13 protein-coding genes and 1 pseudogene are annotated in these 16,798 nt (G+C 42.0%); 9 read left to right on the forward strand and 5 right to left on the reverse strand.

Translation table 11 applies throughout. The features are described from left to right. From EAE93_RS07320 to EAE93_RS07335, 4 genes and pseudogenes are all read left to right on the forward strand, one after another. Window positions 1-621 (forward strand): annotated as a pseudogene (locus tag EAE93_RS07320) (isochorismatase family protein); the annotation flags it as partial. Window positions 622-691: 70 nt separating this feature from the next. Then, complete coding sequence (gene dhbA, locus EAE93_RS07325; RefSeq protein WP_036779753.1) at window positions 692-1,462, forward strand: 2,3-dihydro-2,3-dihydroxybenzoate dehydrogenase; 771 nt, start codon at window positions 692-694, stop codon at window positions 1,460-1,462. 97 nt (window positions 1,463-1,559) lie between these two features. Continuing rightward, window positions 1,560-2,012 (forward strand): DUF441 domain-containing protein, encoded by a 453-nt coding sequence (locus EAE93_RS07330; RefSeq protein ID WP_011146947.1) that lies wholly within the window; start codon window positions 1,560-1,562, stop codon window positions 2,010-2,012. Between the two features lie 5 nt (window positions 2,013-2,017). Then, window positions 2,018-4,066 (forward strand): tRNA(Met) cytidine acetyltransferase TmcA, encoded by a 2,049-nt coding sequence (locus EAE93_RS07335; protein ID WP_036805190.1) that lies wholly within the window; start codon window positions 2,018-2,020, stop codon window positions 4,064-4,066. On the opposite strand, the gene EAE93_RS07340 is transcribed toward EAE93_RS07335, so the two are convergent. The 5 genes from EAE93_RS07340 to EAE93_RS07360 all read right to left on the reverse strand — a co-directional run bounded on the left by EAE93_RS07340 (window position 4,017) and on the right by EAE93_RS07360 (window position 7,252). Next, the gene (locus EAE93_RS07340) at window positions 4,017-4,205 is read right to left on the reverse strand and encodes a YpfN family protein (protein WP_036779759.1); all 189 of its coding nucleotides are present in this window, start codon (window positions 4,203-4,205) and stop codon (window positions 4,017-4,019) included. The two genes, EAE93_RS07335 and EAE93_RS07340, sit on opposite strands and share 50 nt — an antisense overlap. Continuing rightward, window positions 4,205-4,867, reverse strand: coding sequence for a M15 family metallopeptidase (locus EAE93_RS07345; protein WP_214039487.1), 663 nt, complete (start codon window positions 4,865-4,867; stop codon window positions 4,205-4,207). The genes EAE93_RS07340 and EAE93_RS07345 overlap by 1 nt, the downstream gene beginning before the upstream one ends. 11 nt (window positions 4,868-4,878) lie before the next feature. After that, window positions 4,879-6,006, reverse strand: a complete 1,128-nt coding sequence (gene dapE, locus EAE93_RS07350) for a succinyl-diaminopimelate desuccinylase (protein WP_036805194.1) — start codon at window positions 6,004-6,006, stop codon at window positions 4,879-4,881. 1 nt (window position 6,007) lies between these two features. Further along, a complete protein-coding gene (locus EAE93_RS07355; protein ID WP_036779792.1) occupies window positions 6,008-6,391 on the reverse strand; it encodes an ArsC family reductase in 384 nt (127 codons plus the stop codon). Window positions 6,392-6,616: 225 nt separating this feature from the next. After that, window positions 6,617-7,252 (reverse strand): response regulator, encoded by a 636-nt coding sequence (locus EAE93_RS07360; protein ID WP_011146941.1) that lies wholly within the window; start codon window positions 7,250-7,252, stop codon window positions 6,617-6,619. Window positions 7,253-7,844: 592 nt separating this feature from the next. On the opposite strand from EAE93_RS07360, the gene maeB reads away from it, so the two are divergent. From maeB to EAE93_RS07385, 5 genes are all read left to right on the forward strand, one after another. After that, on the forward strand, window positions 7,845-10,124 hold the full coding sequence (maeB, locus tag EAE93_RS07365) for an NADP-dependent oxaloacetate-decarboxylating malate dehydrogenase (RefSeq protein WP_036779765.1): 2,280 nt from the start codon (window positions 7,845-7,847) through the stop codon (window positions 10,122-10,124). Between the two features lie 98 nt (window positions 10,125-10,222). Then, window positions 10,223-11,101, forward strand: a complete 879-nt coding sequence (locus EAE93_RS07370) for a ChaN family lipoprotein (RefSeq protein ID WP_391529379.1) — start codon at window positions 10,223-10,225, stop codon at window positions 11,099-11,101. A 277-nt stretch (window positions 11,102-11,378) separates the two neighbouring features. Continuing rightward, window positions 11,379-12,179: an energy transducer TonB gene (locus tag EAE93_RS07375; RefSeq protein WP_214039409.1), complete on the forward strand. Its 801-nt coding sequence runs from the start codon at window positions 11,379-11,381 to the stop codon at window positions 12,177-12,179. Between the two features lie 131 nt (window positions 12,180-12,310). Next, complete coding sequence (locus tag EAE93_RS07380) at window positions 12,311-14,368, forward strand: S9 family peptidase (RefSeq protein WP_110086456.1); 2,058 nt, start codon at window positions 12,311-12,313, stop codon at window positions 14,366-14,368. A gap of 129 nt (window positions 14,369-14,497) precedes the next feature. Further along, entirely contained in the window at window positions 14,498-16,774 is a 2,277-nt protein-coding gene (locus EAE93_RS07385) for a TonB-dependent receptor domain-containing protein (RefSeq protein WP_214039410.1), read from the forward strand. The last annotated feature ends 24 nt before the right edge of the window (window positions 16,775-16,798 follow it).

Genomic DNA, 16,798 nt, shown 5'->3' on the forward strand with positions numbered 1-16,798 from the left:
ATGACCATTCCATCATTGAAAAATTATAAACTACCTCAGCCGAAAGATTTTCCAGGCAATAAAGCCTCCTGGTTATTCGAACCCCATAAAGCAATCTTGCTTATTCATGATATGCAGGACTATTTCTTGCAATTTTTCGGTAATAATAGTCCTTTAGTTAATAAATTAATTGAAAATATTTATTTATTGAAACTATTTTGTCAAGAAAAAGAGATTCCCATTATATATACAGCGCAACCTAAATTACAAAGTGATGAAGAGCGCGCATTACTTAATGATATATGGGGAGCTGGCTTAAATAGATCACCCCATTTACAGAATATTAGCCATGCTTTAGCCCCTAATCGCGATGATATTGTGATAGTTAAGTGGCGTTATAGTGCATTTCAACGTTCTTCGCTGGAAAAAAATATAAAAGAGTTAGGGAGAGATCAATTAATTATTTGCGGAGTGTACGGACATATTGGTTGCATGATTACTGCGGTTGACGCATTCATGAGAGATATAAAGCCTTTTTTAGTGGGTGATGCGATAGCGGATTTTACGCTTGAAGATCACCTTATGGCTTTAAAATATGTTGCTGAAAAATCAGGAATGGTTATGAGTACGAAAGAAATAATTTCATCAGTAAATTTCGATAAATCGGATTTATAAAAAATGCGTAATAAATCGCTATCAAAGAAGAAATAATATGAAAAATAAACAAAATTTACAGATGGATTTTAGCCATAAAACCGTCTGGGTAACGGGAGCGGCACGTGGCATTGGTGAACAAATTGCCCGTGATTTTACCGCGCTTGGTGCTAACGTAATAGGTTTCGATCGCGTATTTGAGCAAGATGATTTGCCTTATCAATGTATACAACTCGATATTAGTGATCCAGAAAAGGTCGAAATGATTTGTTCCCAACAACTGTCTATCTCAGCCAAATTAGATATTTTGGTTAATGCTGCCGGTATATTGCAATTGGGAAATATTGATGAGCTAAATATTAGTGACTGGCATCGTTGTATTAATGTCAATGCTTCTGGGGCTTTTTATCTATTGCGTGCCGTGGTTCCCCATTTTAAACGTCAGCGCAGTGGCGCTATTATCAGCATTAGCTCTAATGCGGCACATGTTCCACGTATGCGAATGGCGGCTTATTGTGCATCAAAATCAGCACTGACAAGTTTAACGCATTGTGTTGGGTTAGAACTCGCGCCGTTTGGTATACGTTGTAATGTTGTATCTCCGGGTTCGACGGATACGCCTATGCAGCGTTCCATGTGGAAAACCGATGATGATGAAAAAAATATGATTAACGGGTATCCTGAGCAATATAAATTGGGTATTCCCCTTGGTAAGATTGCAAGCGTTAATGAAATTTCACATACCGTACTCTTCTTGTCTTCTGATTTGGCAAGCCATATAACGCTACAGGATATTGTGGTTGATGGTGGTGCGACGTTAGCTTGTTAATTGTTTGAATCAATACGAAAATACCCGTTGTTTCTGTAATATAAGGAAAAATTGCCCTCGCCTAATAGGATTAGGCTGTTGTAGGGTATTGAAATCTATGAGTCATCTCGATCCTACTTTACTGGTGCTGCTAGTGTTGGCAGCACTGGGCATCATCAGCCACAACATGACCGTCACTCTTGCAATGCTGCTCTTGCTGGTTATTCGCATAACGCCACTAAATCATTTTTTCCCGTGGGTGGAAAAATATGGGTTGACTATTGGTGTACTTATTTTGACTGTGGGAGTAATGGCGCCTATCGCCAGTGGAAAAATTACGGTACAGGCTGTCCTTAACTCGTTTATGAATTGGAAATCGTTACTCGCGATAGTGATAGGTGTATTAGTGTCATGGTTAGGTAGTCGCGGTGTTTCACTCATGTCTAATCAACCATCGACAGTTGCGGGTTTGTTGGTCGGGACGGTATTAGGCGTTGCCCTGTTTAAAGGTGTTCCTGTGGGGCCGCTGATTGCCGCGGGGATTTTGTCATTGTTGATTGGTAAATCATAGCCGTTATGTTGTCAGAATTGAGTGTGATACAGGCGGAAATGCAGCAGCAAGGGTTTCGTCGTTTGCTGGTATTGAGTGGAGATTATCATTGGTGCTATTTACAGGCTAATGAGTTACAGCAGAGATTTACTGGTGATTGGTTATGGATCTCTCATCGTAAACAGAATGCTGTGTTGCCAGAAAAGGCGGTCAGTTTATTAGGTCAGGAATATCTACACGGAATATTTGACGCTACCGAAGGTTTTAATGCGGAAGCTCTGGCGATATTAGCAGGCACATTGAAAGCTGGGAGTTGGTTGGTGATGATGGTTCCATCTTGGCGCCAATGGCGTTATCAACCAGATAAGGATAGCGCGCGTTGGAACGAACAGTTAGATGCTATTCCAACGCCGAATTTTGTTCAGCATATTCAGCAGCAAATTGTTAGCGATTCCCAAGTTTTGCTCTGGCGGCAAAATGATCCCTTATGCATCCCTGAATTTCCACAGTACAGCGCGTGGCAACTGCCTGATGGCACCCCAACTGCTAGTCAGCATGCCATTTTGGCTCGACTTTTGCGGGCAAATCGGGGGGTATGGGTCATTACTGCTCCAAGAGGGCGAGGTAAATCGACACTTGCTGGTATGTTAATGCAGCAATGGCAGGGAAATTGCTGGTTAACCGCACCGGCGAAGGCGACAACCGAAGTTATCAGGCGCTATGCGGGGGACAAGGGAAAATTCTGGGCCGTAGATAGTTTGCTCAAATATTGTAGACAAAATAGCGTATCAGATATTGATTGGTTGCTTATTGATGAAGCCGCTGCCATTCCAATGCCGCAATTATCTGAGTTGATCAGCTATTTTCCCCGAATATTATTGACCACAACGGTACAAGGATATGAAGGTACCGGGCGCGGATTTTTACTTAAATTTTGTGCTGGGATTCCTGATAGCCATATTCTGAATCTAACGGCTCCTGTGCGTTGGGCGGAAAATGATCCGCTGGAAAACTGGTTGGAAAACGCTTTACTGTTTGAGGATGCCATTCCTGCCAATAATTCTGATCAGGCGATCAGTTATCACGTCTATCATCAGCAACAATGGATTAATCAGCCTGAATTACTGAGGCAGTTTTACGGCATATTAACCAGCGCTCACTACAAAACTTCACCTTTGGATTTACGGCGTTTACTCGATGCCAAAGGGATGCAATTTGTTGCCGCTCTTAGAAATAATGCCTTGATGGGGGCTTTATGGATGGTTGAAGAAGGTGGGTTGTCGCGTGAATTAGCCCATGAAATATGGGCAGGCAGGCGTCGTCCAAGGGGAAATCTGGTTGCGCAATCGTTAGCTGCCCATAGCGGTTTACCACAGGCGGCGGTTTTGAAATCTCAACGGATCAGCCGGGTTGCTGTACAGGCTAATAATCGCAGACAGGGTATTGCTCAGGGAATGATCGCGTATCAACGGGAAAGGGCAGAAAAACAAGGCGTGGATTTTATTTCCGTTAGCTTTGGTTATACCGCAGAGCTATGGGCATTGTGGCAGAAATCTGGTTTCCAATTAGTGCGAATGGGAACTCATCTGGAAGCCAGTAGCGGTTGTTATACGGCAATGGCTATTTTTCCTCTGAGTGAACAGGGGATTGTTCTGGGGATTCAAGCTCAGCAACAGCTTGCTCGCGATGCACATTGGCTAGAATCCCAGATTGGATTTAGCTTGCCTGTTGATTACCAGACTGACCATCATCTCAATCGGCATGATTGGCAGGAACTATCAGGTTTTGCATTTGCTCACCGGCCACTTTCCGCTTCATTGCCGGCCGTGCAACGATTGTTGCTGAACAGTGATTTGCCGTTGATTGCGCTGAGAAATCATCTCCAGCAGGAAATGAGTGTTGAGCAATGTGTCTCTGTATTGAGGTTGAGTGGTTACAAAGCATTAGTGCAACTCTGGCGGCGAGAAACCGCACAGGCGTTGTTAAGTCTCGATGAGAAACTTGCCAGAGACTGGCAAGAGTGGACTACGGCTTTTTCTGTGGCCAATCATCTTCATCATCCCACTTGTTATTGAGATCCCGATGAGGAGGCAGTTCCGGTTTGTTGTCCAGAAATTTTTTCACATCCAGGCGACGTAACTCTTTAATGGCATTGAGAAGAACGCCAACCAATAAAATTAAAATAATCCACCAGTAATCAGCTAACCATTGCATTAGGTTATCTCCTGCTCAACATGGAGGTAGTTTTCAAATATATAAGGTAAGTTAGCCGATAACCAGTCAATGCCTGCGATGTCATGTTGTTGCCATACATCCAGCAACATTTGTGGAGTCAGCAATTTTTTTAATTGTTTGGCTAATGGTTGGTAGCTGATATGCCACGGTTCATAAGCGATGCCGCTATTGTGACCGACAAAGGGACGGTAAAAACCGAAATGGGCCATATTCTCGGTTAACCAGTAAGTTAATGGTTCGAAATAACCGCCATTTTCATATTCCCAAGGTTCGAGTAATAACTTCTGGTTATCCGGTAGCATTGTTGGATCATAAATATCCAGCTCTGTTCCCCAGTGATGGCGGCTACCACCGGGCAGGGCAGACCAACGAAGAATTGCCTTACAGCGTTCTCCTTCTGATAACTGGGTGATATCCATTGGTTGGCTGTTTTCATCCAACACCGGGCGTTCACCACGAAATTTTCCATTCCAGATAGCTTGCTGACGCTGAAAATCGCGGAATGTGCTGGCAGGTTGCAGATTAATGCCGGCCTTTTCAGCGGCTTGTTGCATGGCAAGAAAAGCATTGGCGGCTTCTGGTTGTAATCGGTGATTGCCGGAGAGAGAAATCAAGTGACCAGTAGCCAAGCCGGTTAACATATTTGCTGTGATCACTGGATTAGCTGCTCCATAACGCGTTGATAAATCCGGCTGAGTTGTTGCAGATCGGCGGCGCTAACAGACTCATTAACTTTATGAATTGTTGAATTTAGTGGTCCCAGTTCGACAACTTGAGCGCCCATTTGGGCGATAAATCGGCCATCGGAGGTACCTCCACTGGTAGATAATTCAGGTTGGTAGCCACAATACTGGTCTATTGCCTGTATGACAGCATTGACTAACTCACCTTTGGCTGTCAGAAAGGGCTGGCCTGCCAGTATCCACTCAATCGTGTAATTCAGGTGGTGATTTTTTAGGATAGTTTCAACTTGTTCACGAATTTGGCTATCAGTCAGTTCTGTACTGAAACGGAAATTAAATTGAACTTGCACATTTCCAGGGATCACATTATGGCTGCCTGTTCCTGCGTGAATATTGGCAATTTGCATACTGGTCGCCGGGAAAAATTCGTTTCCTTCATCCCAGTGCGTATTGACCAGTGTCTGTAAAGCAGGAAGGACACGGTGGATTGGGTTATCAGCTAAATGCGGATAGGCAACGTGGCCTTGAATACCGTGGACGGTGAGATTCGCAGTCAGGGAACCGCGACGGCCATTTTTCACCATATCGCCAAGGCGATGCTGGCTAGAAGGCTCACCGATCAGACAGTAATCCAATCGTTCATTGCGGGACATTAAGGCTTCAACCACTTTGACGGTGCCGTGAGTGGCTTTCGCTTCTTCGTCTGAGGTAATAAGGAAGGCCAGACGACCATTATGGTTGGGATAGGAGGCAACGAAACGTTCAGCCGCGACAATCATGGCAGCTAACGAGCCTTTCATATCTGCCGCTCCCCGGCCATATAACATGCCATTACGGATAGTTGGCTCAAATGGGGGATATTCCCACTGAGATTCATCGCCCGCCGGGACGACATCAGTGTGTCCGGCAAAGGCTAACGTCGGGCCTGCGCCGCGATAGGCCCAAAAATTGTTTGTATCGCCAAAGGGCATCCGTTCAACGGTAAAGCCAATTGCTTGCAAGTGGGCGATCATAATATCTTGGCAACCTCTATCATCCGGGCTGACAGAGGGTTGCTTGATGAGTTGTTGGGCAAGTTCAATTACAGGACAAGTCATTTCAGAGTGCCTCAGCAAAAAATTGCTGATATTCATCCACTTTATAACCTAATAGGCAATCACCTTTTGCAGAAATTAATAGTGGACGTTTGATAATCGCGGGTTGTTCCAACATCAACGCTTTTGCCGCGTCAGCATTATTAATTGTCGCTCGTTGTTGATCGGTCAGTTTACGCCAAGTTGTACCGCGAGTGTTAATCAATGATTCCCAACCGAGTTTGTCAATAAATGACTGCAAAAGTGCCGCGTTTAATCCATCAACACGATAATCATGAAACAGGTAAGTAATTTCTTGTTCTTCCAGCCAACGACGGGCTTTTTTTATCGTGTCACAATTCTTAATCCCATAGAGAGTAAAAGCGGGTTGAGAAGATTTATCCAACATCATTTAACAGATCCTTAAAGAAAATTTAAATACCTAAACATAATGCTGGAAAATGCTAGTTTTATCCAGATGATATCCTGATTTTTATTACCGGAGATATCAAAGCAGGAAACTCAATTTTGTTGGCTGGTTTCATAGGAGGTATTTGCCGCATAACATTTGCTACATAACGACGATAAGAGCCGATCCTCGGTAATAAGCTCAAGGATCGGTTCGGGAGAAGTATTAGGCTACTCCATTTTTCCTATGTTGCAAATACATGATTGTTGCAGCCAGGCGGGAGCGTACATTCAGTTTTTTTAACAAGTTTCTGATGTGTACCTTCACGGTCTCTTCAGAAATAAATAAGACATCAGCAACTTCCTTATTAGTCATGCCACTGGAAACTTCTTTTAATACATCTAACTCACGTTTGGTCAATTCAGATAAAGGATCAACATGTTTATGACGGTTAGCGAGATGTTGGTATATTTTTTCGCTAAATACAGTTTGTCCACGAGCAGCGTGGCGAATACTGCTTAATAACGAATCTAGATCGCTATCTTTAAGTAAGTAGCCATTGGCTCCAGCGTCAATAGCGGCGTAAACATCATTTCGATCATCTGAAACGGATAATACCAGTACATAGGAATTGATCCCTTTTCTACGGATAGATTTAATTGTGTCCACGCCTGAAAGACCATTCATATTGAGATCTATCATAATGACATCAGGTTTCAGCTTGCATGCAATATTTATTGCTTCTTCACCATTGTCAGCTTCTGCTGTCACGGTAAGCGCTCGATCGAGCTCTACAATCTGTTTCAAGCCATGGCGAATGAGAGGGTGGTCATCAACTATCATCACTGAATGGTTATACATTTTCCTTCTCCCTTAATAAGTAAAGCCACGAAATGCAGACTTTGAATTTGATTAAAAGGCAGTAATGAATGGGTCTGCCATAAATTAAATTGCTATGAAAAAATTTTACCAAAACCGATTGATTTACAGAATTGATAGCTCTGTAAGTCCAGAAAGCACATCCTGATATAAAAATATAAATAGCGCAAATTAGTTTGATAAGTAAAAAAAGAAGATGAGTAATTTTCACAAAAAACACATAACTTCCTGACTTAAAATGATGTTAAAAATCAATAAATTAAATTTGTGATTATTAGATTTGTTTTCTTTTATAAAATTTATTTTAATTGAATTTATATTGAGAATTTTTTTATGTGATAATTATTGTAGTTATTATAATTTTAGTGATATTGTATGAATGATAATGTTTCTCTCTTTATTTTCCTATATAAAGTAGGGTCGTTAGTAGATAACTTGGGTAGTGTTTTTTATGAACAAATAAAGTGCTACTTTATTGATAAGGTGCTGCCAATGTTATGATTTGACACACAGTACCTATTATACTGCTCCCGCTCTTACTCCAGATTGTAGAATGTATATAAAGGATCCGACGATGGATGAAAAATTAAAACAGAGTGCATTGGATTTTCACCAGTTTCCACAACCAGGGAAAATCACGATTACTCCGACTAAGCCCCTGACAACTCAGCGAGATTTAGCCTTAGCTTATTCACCAGGTGTTGCCGCGCCTTGCCTGGAAATTGCAGAAGATCCATTAGCGGCTTATAAATATACGGCGCGTGGCAATCTTGTGGCCGTGATATCTAATGGTAGCGCGGTCTTAGGATTGGGGAATATTGGCGCACTGGCAGGTAAGCCAGTGATGGAAGGAAAAGGTGTCCTGTTTAAAAAATTCTCAGGTATTGATGTATTTGATATTGAAGTCGATGAGTCTGATCCTGATAAGTTGATTGATATCATTGCGGCGCTGGAGCCGACATTTGGGGGAATTAACCTCGAAGATATTAAAGCACCGGAGTGTTTCTATATTGAGAAAAAACTTCGGGAAAAAATGAACATTCCGGTATTCCATGATGACCAGCATGGTACAGCGATAATTTGTACCGCTGCTGTTTTGAATGGCTTGCGGATTATGAAAAAAGAGATTTCAGCGGTTCGCTTAGTTGTTTCTGGCGCCGGTGCTGCCTCAATTGCCTGTATGAATTTACTGGTTGCGCTTGGGTTGCAACGCAAAAATATTGTGGTATGTGATTCTAAAGGGGTGATTTATCGCGGTCGCGATAAAAATATGGAAGAGACTAAAGCTGCTTATGCGATTGAAGACAATGGCAGCCGCACATTAAGTGATGTTATCCCTGGCGCGGATATTTTCCTCGGATGTTCCGGCCCTGGCGTGTTGACTCAGGACATGGTGAAAACGATGGCCAAAGATCCACTCATCATGGCATTAGCAAACCCTGAACCGGAAATTTTGCCGCCATTGGCGAAACAAGTTCGCCCTGACGCCATCATTTGTACTGGCCGTTCTGATTATCCGAATCAGGTTAATAATGTGCTCTGTTTCCCGTTTATTTTCCGTGGCGCGCTGGATGTTGGCGCAACAACCATTAATGAGGAGATGAAGCTTGCTTGTGTTCATGCGATTGCTGATTTGGCGCTGGCGGAACAGAGTGAAGAAGTGGCTTCTGCTTATAATGATCAGGATCTGTTTTTTGGTCCTGAATATATTATTCCTAAACCGTTTGATCCACGCCTGATTGTGAAAATTGCCCCGGCAGTTGCCAAAGCCGCAATGGATTCCGGCGTGGCAACCCGTCCGATTAAAGACTTTGGCGCATATATTGAGAAGCTAAATGAGTTTGTCTATAAAACAAACTTGTTTATGAAACCTATTTTTTCTCAGGCTAAGAAAGCGAAAAAACGTATCGTTTTGGCCGAAGGGGAAGAAGTACGTGTATTGCATGCGACTCAGGAATTGATCTCTCTTGGGCTGGCTTACCCAATTCTAATTGGTCGCCCTAGTGTTATCGAAATGCGTATTCAGAAACTGGGATTGCATATTGAAGCGGGTAAAGACTTTGAAGTCGTTAATAATGAGAATGATCCGCGCTTCAAAAAATACTGGCAGGAATACCATAATATTATGAAACGTCGAGGTGTTTCTGCTGAACAAGCTCGCCGGGCGGTTATCGGTAATCCAACCCTGATTGGGGCGATTATGGTGCTGCGTGGTGAAGCTGATGGTCTGATTTGTGGTACCGTTGGCAGTTACAGTGAACATTACGAGGTTGTGAGAAACGTATTTGGTTTCCGTGATGGGGTTCATACTGCCGGTGCAATGAATGCACTGATGTTGCCAAGCGGTAATACTTTTATTGCGGATACTTATGTCAATAATGATCCAACGCCTGAGCAATTGGCCGAGATTACCCTTATGGCGGCAGAAACTATCCGCCGTTTCGGTATCGAACCAAAAGTTGCGCTGCTTTCTCATTCAAGTTTTGGTTCCACTGATTGCCTCTCAGCACGGAAAATGCGTCAGACGCTGGAGTTGGTGAATAAAATGTCACCTTCACTTGAAATTGATGGTGAAATGCACGGTGATGCTGCATTGGTTGAAAGTATTCGCCGTGACATCATGCCAGATAGCCCATTGAAAGGGGCTGCCAATCTGTTAATTATGCCGAATATGGAATCTGCCCGTATCAGTTATAACTTGCTACGTGTCACCAGTTCTGAAGGCGTTACCGTTGGTCCAGTTCTGATGGGGGTTTCCAAACCGGTACACATTCTGACGCCAATTTCTTCTGTACGCCGTATCGTCAATATGGTCGCTCTGGCGGCAGTTGAAGCGCAAACTCATCCGCTGTAACACCTACTGCCCCTGTTTCCTGTACGAGCAGGGGCTGTTTGTTGTAAACGATTCTTATCATCTATATGATGCGCAAAACATTAATATGGATAATGGACATGATAAAATTTCTCACGACTGTAAAATCTTTTCTGATTATCTGTGGTTTACTGATCTTATCTGGATGTGTATCTGTACAACAAAAACCAACTCTCCAAACGCTTTCACCGGAACTAACTCAGCAAGGGGCTATTATCGATCTTAAAACAGGTCACGCCCTGACCCCTAATGAATTGCTCAATCGATTGGCGCCACATCAGCGGATAGTGGTGGGTGAAAAACATGATAATCCATATCATCATCAGATAGAGCTTTGGCTGGTTCAGCAACTTCCGCTCAAAAGAGAGCAGGGTTCGGTCCTGTTAGAGATGATTAACCCTGATCAGCAGCAAAAAGTGAATAAAGTTAAGAGTTGGTTGCAAACTAAGCCTATTGTACGTGAAAGCCGTATAAAAGAGCTTCTTACATGGCGAGAGGGGTGGCCGTGGGAGTTGTATGGCGGATTGGTCATGGAGCTGATATCTCAGCCTTATCCGTTGCTGTCTGCAAACTTGGATCGCAGTGAAATTAAAGCGGCTTACAGTAACCCTCCGCTCCTCCAGGGGAATATTTCTGTTGCTGAAAATGTTAAAGCGCAGATTAAAGCGGTGATTGAAGATGTCCACGGTGGTGAAATAACGGAACAACAGTTATCTGCCATGACAACTATTCAGCAAATGCGGGATCGCAGAATGGCGGAACAGTTACTTAAAGCGCCGGTTCCCGCCACATTGATTGCGGGTGGATACCATGCAACGAAAGTAATGGGTGTTCCTCTGCATGTTAAAGAGCTATCGCCCCAAGAGGATCTTGTTGTGTTGATCATCGCTGAGAAAAGCAATGTACTGGATGACCAATATGCTGATTATGTCTGGTATACACCAGTAAAGAAACCATAGATATTTTAAACAAATATCCCCGTTATCTTTCAAGTTGTCTCTTTGTTGGCTGCACTCGCTCACCCCGGTCACATAGTTAGCTATGCTCCCGGGGATTCACTCCTTTGCCGTCGCGATACATCTTGAAATCCATAGGGTATAGTGGTCTTTTCCCTTATATAAAGGGCTTTGGCACAAGGATGTGCTCAAGTTAACGATACATGTAAAAATAATTTTCATTAGCATATGAAATTAATTATCATTACTAAATGATAATTAAAATTATGCGCTATCATCCATGTTGACGCTGACACACCCGGCCTTTCAAACGGGTCATTTTAAAAAAGGGCTCGTTTCTGCTATTGCTGCTCATCTCATTTTGGCTGGCTGGATTATCTACCAGCCAGAAGAAATTGCCGTTGATGAACTGATGCCACCGCCAGCGGTGATGATGGAGCTTTCATTGTTGACAGAAGCGACGCATCAGGTACAAAAACAACCTATTGGTCTTGAACAGCAACTTTCTGTTGCCAGCCGACAGCAGGAAAGTGAGGTTAATGAGATTAAAATGCCTGAGCTTATGAAAGATGAACAGGCGCAGATTCTGGTGCATAAACCTAAAAAGCAGAAAAAGCGCCATGAAGAGATTAAAAAGACACCACCGGTGAAGCGCCAGCAGGTAGAAGAACAAGAGAGTGAAAAATCTCAAAGCAGTGCTGCTATGGTAAGCAGTACTGCCACTTCCACTAATCTGACTTCGCGGGTTGCCGCTGCTTATGACAGTGATTCAAAGGCGGTTGCTGATGCGGATGCGCTATGGCGAGCGGAAGTTATCGGGCATTTAAATCGATATAAACGTTATCCAGAGGATGCACAGAGAAGAAACCGCACGGGTCGGCCTACAGTCAGATTCACGATTGATAAACAGGGCTATGTTACTCACAGTGACTTAGTTCGTCGTTCTGGAACTCATTCTTTAGACAGGGAAGCGAAGCAAGTTCTGGCAAGGGCGCAGCCGTTGCCAGCTCCCCCCAATACCGTTTTAAACGGTAATGAAATTACGATAGAACTTCCGATTGATTTTAGTTTAGTTAATTAATATTTTTGAACGATTTAAGGACAGCATATATGTTAAGGCAGCAAGTGCGATTTGCCCTGAAAACTAAAGGGCTGTTATTGATATTTTTATTGAGCGGCTGGTTGAATTCTGCCGCCGCAGAGGAAGAAATTATGCCACCAAAGGCGATGAAGCAACCACACCATATAACTATTCACGATGATACTCGTATAGATGATTATTACTGGATGCGGGATGATACTCGTAAGGATCAAAAAGTTATTGATTATCTGACCGCCGAAAATAAATATACCGAACAGGTGTTAAAACCCGGTGAACAGTTGCGGGATACGTTATACGAAGAAATGGTTGGCAGGATGAAGCAGGATGATCAATCAGTACCCTATACTTATAATGGGTATATTTATCGGACAACTTATGAAACTGGCAAAGATTTCCCGATTTATCAGCGTAAACCTGCTGATGGCTCATCAGATTGGCAGGTGCTGGTCGATGGTAATGAGAGAGCCAAAGGGCATGAATATTATCAATTGAGTAATTTTGCGATTACTCCAGATAATAAACGTATTGCGATTGCTGAAGATACGCAGGGGCGCCGTAATTATCAGATCTCTTTTAAAGATATTGCTGACAAACAGTGGAATAACGATGTAATAAACAATACTTCTGGTAATATTGTTTGGGCGAATGATAACAATACGTTGTTTTATGTGCGCAAGCATTCACAAACATTGTTGCCATATCAGGTATTTCGTCATCAATATGGTACTAATACCAGCGAAGATCAGAAGATATATCAGGAAGAAGATGAGCGTTTTTATTTAGGCATATCTAAAAGCACTTCCCGTGATTATATTATGTTGTCGATAACCAGTAATTCGACTTCTGAATATTTGCTGATTGATGCAAACAAACCACAAGCGGAACTGCAACTCTTTTCTCCTCGTAAGGAAGGCCGAGAGTATTATATTGACCATTTCCGCGATCATTTCTACATCCGTTCAAATCATGAAAATGAAACCTATGGGCTTTATCAGACGGACGCCATCAATACGCCGTGGAAAATAGTCATCGCTCCGCAGCAGGATAGTGATCTTGAAGATTTCGATCTGTTTAATGACTGGTTAGTCGTACAGGAACGAACAAAAGGATTACCGACAATTCGTCAGATTAATTGGCAGACACAGCAAGAAAAACAGATTAAGTTCGATGATCCAAGTTATATGGCATGGATTGATTACAACCCTGAACCCGATACTGATTTTGTCCGTTATGGTTATTCATCCATGACGACACCAAGCTCAACATTCCAATGGAATATGAAAACAGGTGAGCGGGAATTACTTAAGCAGCAAGAAGTAAAAGGTTTCGATAAACATCATTATGAGAGCCAGCGTATTTGGGTGAAGGCTCGTGATGGCGTTGAAGTTCCTGTCTCTCTGGTTTATCGAAAATCACTGTTTAAAAAAGGCCAAAACCCGATATTAATATATGGTTATGGGGCTTATGGTATCAGCATGGACCCTTCATTTAGCTCACCGCGATTGAGTTTATTAGATCGGGGCTTTGTTTACGCATTAGTACATGTACGTGGTGGCGGAGAACTGGGTAAGAAATGGTATCTACAGGGTAAGGTCGAAAATAAAATGAATAGTTTTAATGACTTTATCGATGTGACTAAAGCACTGATTGCTCAGAAATATGGTGACAGCAAACGGGTTTATGCGATGGGAGGGAGTGCTGGTGGTTTGCTGATGGGCGCTGTGATTAATCAGGCACCGGAATTATATCGCGGCGTGGTTGCTCAAGTTCCCTTTGTTGATGCCGTGACAACCATGCTTGATCCTTCTATTCCTCTGACAGTAGGAGAATATGAGGAGTGGGGTAATCCTGAAAATAAAGAGGATTATTCCCGGATTAAATCATATAGTCCGTATGACAATATAAAACACCAACGTTACCCAAATTTATTGGTGACGAGTGGATTTTATGATTCCCAAGTGCAATATTGGGAACCAACTAAATGGGTAGCAAAATTACGGGATATGAAGGAAGGTAACTCTATTTTATTATTAGAAACCAATATGAGCGCCGGGCATGGTGGTAAATCAGGCCGATTTAATCGATTAAAAGATACTGCAATGGATTACAGTTTTATTTTGATGCTGGATGACGCTAAAAAGTATTTTCCGCAATTAAAAGATAACTGAAATAAATTATAAATAATATAAATTTGTTATTTGAAGCACTGATAATAATTTATCAGTGCTGAATATTTTTGTTTTCTGAATACTGGTATGTGAGCAAATATTGATTTGTATGCATTTAGGATAATTGAAATGAAAATAATGACAAAGATAGCAGGGGCTGGCGTGGTTTTAATTGGGCTGCAAGGGTTTGCTTATGGTGAGGAAAAGCAAGAGAGGAAATCAGATAAGGTAATGAAGTTCAGTAGCCTTAAGGTTTCTGGTTCGCAGGATGATGCGGAAGTGCGGGCAATGGAAAGGCCCGGTTCTTACAGTTCTAAAGGTGAAGATACAAAACTTCAATCAATGGATAGCATATTACGTAGTATGCCAGGGACCTATACCCAAATAGATCCGGGGCAGGGAACGGTGAGTGTGAATATTCGTGGATTAAGTGGATTTGGTCGAGTAAATATGATGGTTGATGGTGTTAGCCAGAGTTTTTATGGTACATCTCCGACGAGTCCAGCTCACGGTACTACTTATAACCAATTCGGTACAATCATTGATCCTAATTTTATTGTAGGAGTTGATGTCAATCGTGGTCAATCTGATGGCGCAGGTAGTGTTAATGCGTTGGTAGGTAGCGCCAATTTTCGCACAATTGGTGTAGATGATGTGATATTCGCAGGGAATTCATTGGGAGTACGCACGAAAACAGCTTATGGAAATAATGGTGTTGGCTATAATGGTATGATAGCCGTTGCGGGTAAAACACCTGCTTTCAGTTCTGAAGGTTCAATAGGTGCTATGTTGGCTGTCAGCGGGCATTCAATTGATGCACATTATAAGAATGGCGACGGAGTATTAAGCGATGAGTTTGTTACAGATAAATCGTTTAAACAAAAACCCAATTCGCAATTAATGAAAATAAAAATTGAACCAAATGAATTTCATGATATGGAGATAAGTGGTCGTAACTATCATAATAAATTTACTCGCCGTCATATTGATAGTCGGGATATTTATTTAAAATACAATTACACTCCATTTAGTGAATGGGTTGATATAAAATTATTGGTCAGCAACAGTGAGAGTAGTCAACGCTATGAAGGTGATTCACTTTTTAAGTTGCTAAATAGCAACGCCAAAAATAAGTCAGATGCAGTAGATATCAGTAATATTAGTCGCTTCGACTATGGAGATACAAATTTTGAGTTAACACTTGGCAGTAAGTTGATGGAGACCGAATATAGCAGGACAACGAATAGTGTTTATTCTGGTCAAGGTAAAGATGAAAAAGAAAAGGAAAAATATAAAAAGACAGATAGTGAAGTAAAAGAAAATAATGTTTTCGCGCCAAGTGGCAAACAAGATATTGCCAGTATTTATGGTGGATTGAAAATAAGTCGTGGAATTTATCAGGCAGATATTACGTTTAATTATATGGATTACAGTGTCAAAGGCTATAAACCGGCTTGTGATCTACGGATTCCTTGTTTTCCTCAGGGAGCAACCGAGTTAGATTTGAAAGAACATGGGTTTAATCCAGGAGTTTTATTATCAGCAGAGATTATTCCTGAGTTCCAACCATTCGTCAGTTATGCCCGTTCAATGAGAGCACCAAATATTCAAGAGACTTTCTATAGTAATGAAGGTGGTGGATCTATGAACCCATTTCTGAAAGGAGAGGAGTCAGACACTTATCAAATTGGCTTTAACAGTTTCCGCCCAGATTTAATTGTAAAGGGGGATATTTTCCGCCTGAAAGCTGCTTGGTATCATACTAAAGTAAAAAATTATATTCTCAGTGATATCTGGCTTATATGTGGCAATAGAAACAAATGTAAAGCTGATAGTTCGACAGATTACAATGAAGTCGATCCTAACATCAAAATGTATATCTATCACAATAGCTTGACTCCGGTAAAAATACGCGGATATGAAATTGCTGCTGATTATGATGCAGGTATGTTTTACAGCAAATTGGCTTATAGTTGGCAAAAAACTCGCCAACCAACCTCTGCTGCTACAGCGCATTTTGGGGCAGAGCCATTGTCACAATTACCTGATCGCTTTATGACGTTGGATACCGGTGTTCGTTTATTTAATGAGAAACTCCGTGTTGGTGCGATTGTTAAATATACCGGTGATTCTCATAGACTGGACCCAGATCAATATAATTTTGATGACGAGGGAAGGGTTATACAGCAAAAAGAACCTAAAATACCAACGATAGTCGATCTTTATAGCGATTATCAGATAAATCACAATGTGTTGTTGAAATTTTCAGTACAGAACTTGGCAAATAAAAATTATTCTGAAGCACTTAATCGTGCAAACTCTTCTCCATTAATGACTGAGCAAACTTCAGCTATGCAAACCGCTCGGGGCCGGACCTATATTGCCGGTGCAGAAATCCGTTTCTGACATAGGAAAAATAAGTGGCAAAGG

The sequence above is a fragment of the Photorhabdus akhurstii genome (assembly GCF_018448925.1).
In the GTDB taxonomy this organism is placed as follows: Bacteria; Pseudomonadota; Gammaproteobacteria; order Enterobacterales; family Enterobacteriaceae; genus Photorhabdus; species Photorhabdus akhurstii.